We start from the raw sequence: 1,793 nt of genomic DNA, 5'->3' as shown, positions 1-1,793 counted from the left end.
CACCACTGTACAAGCGGGTCTCGCATACAGCGGTTCGTTAAGTTGTGGAGCTACTTTCTTGTAGTAGTCGAGCATTGTTTCGTATCCCCTTCGTACTAGTCGTTTCACCGTTACCGTCGTGATCAGGATGGGACTTTGAGCCACGGCCCAGCCTCCTTTCCTGGTCCTGCTCCAGGCGTACGCCTGCCACTTTGGAACGCCCAGTCGGATCAGGTTTTTCCTTTTCCGTTCCGGACGTTTCCAGTCATGCCAGATGCAGTGCCGGAGTCTGTTGCGTATCCAGCTGTCGATGTCTTTGAGCTTGCCCTGTATACTTGCCATACGGAAGTAGTGGACCCAGCCTCGCTGCGCCTCTTTCAGTTCCCGGATACGCTGCTCAAAAGAGCAGGGAGTGGTTTTGCGGGTGATAGCTTTGAGCTTCTGCTTCAACCTGTTCCATCCCTTCCTTGCCACTACCAGCTGGTATTTGCCCTTATCGCCTTTCCTGTAGGTGGGCACGAAGCCGTGACCCAGTATTTGAAAGTTCACAGGTCGTCTGATGCCTGACTTCTCCCTGTTGATGGGTAGCCTTAACCTGTTCCTGAGGAACAGGAACACAGCGTTGCCTACCTTTCGGGCTGTCTCTTCACTTTTGGTGTAGACGCTGAAGTCGTCGGCATAGCGCACGTAGCGCAGCCCCTGCCGCTCCAGCTCCTTGTCCAGCTCATGGAGCAGAACATTAGAAAGCAGCGGTGAGAGCGGGCTACCCTGTGGCACACCTTTCCGGCGCTTGACCAGTCTCCCCTTCATAAGGATGGGAGCCCTGAGCCATTTTCGGACAAGGCGCAGGGTAAGGGGGCATTTTACCTTCCGGTAAAGCAGTTGCAGCAGCAGGCAGTGGTCCACCTCGTCAAAGAAGTTCTGCAGGTCGATGTCCACGATATGCTGATAGCCCTCGTGGATGTATCGGTGCGCCTGTTGCACGGCCTGGAGGGCGTTGCGGTTGGGGCGGAAGCCGTAGCTGTGCCCGGTGAACTCCAGCTCAAAGAGCGGGCTTAGCACCTGGTTCACGGCCTGTTGCAGCACCCGGTCGGTGACGGTGGGAATGCCCAGCAGGCGTTTCTTGCCGTTACTCTTGGGTATCTCTACCCCCAGGATGGGAGAAGGCAGGTACCTGCCGTTGCAGATGGCGGTGGCGATGGCGTCCCTGTTTTCTTTCAGGTGCTGGGCCAGCTGATCCACCCGCATACCGTCCACGCCGGCCGAACCTTTGTTGGCCAGCACGTGCCTGTATGCCTTGAGCATGTTGCCCCGGTGGAGTACCTTCTCTATCATCTTTACTACCTTACTTGTAATCTCTTCTCCCGCTTAAGGCAGGGCTGGCCGGGCCTCCCTGCCTAATTTGGGAAAACTTAACGTTTGGTCCTTGAGTAGCTTGTGAGGCCTCCGGGGGCTTCCCGGCTCGTTTCCACTACCTACTATGACCTCTGCTGACTTCTCCCTGTGTTCACGGCACCGGGAGACCTCCCCAGGTAAGAGCACATTCCTTCCTCCGATTCCTGCTGCATCTACACAGAGCCGTTAGTTGGCCAGGGGCATTGCAAAGGTGTGCTTGCTTACCCACGGCTCCCTGCCTCTTATGCAGTTTCTGTTCGTCAGTACCGGATTTTGCAGTCTCGCTTTCTTCACTGCACGCCTCACGACGAACCAGCTTGCGGCTTGCTAACAGGCTTCACCAACTCGCCTGTAAGGGACTTTCACCCTCTGGAATAATTTGATACCTTTAGTATCAAGTGCCCATACTGGGCGCACAC

General features: G+C 55.9%; 1 protein-coding gene. It reads right to left on the bottom strand.

What is annotated here, in order from left to right; genetic code table 11:
• A partial coding sequence (ltrA, locus tag FJM65_RS21050; protein ID WP_140456477.1) for a group II intron reverse transcriptase/maturase occupies window positions 1–1,314 on the bottom strand: 1,314 nt, incomplete at its 3' end.
• Window positions 1,315–1,793 lie beyond the last annotated feature (479 nt).

It is taken from the genome of Pontibacter mangrovi (assembly GCF_006385705.1).
In the GTDB taxonomy this organism is placed as follows: domain Bacteria; phylum Bacteroidota; class Bacteroidia; order Cytophagales; family Hymenobacteraceae; genus Pontibacter; species Pontibacter mangrovi.
Note: the sequence above shows the minus strand (reverse complement) of the source record. Positions and strands in the feature narration are given on the sequence as shown.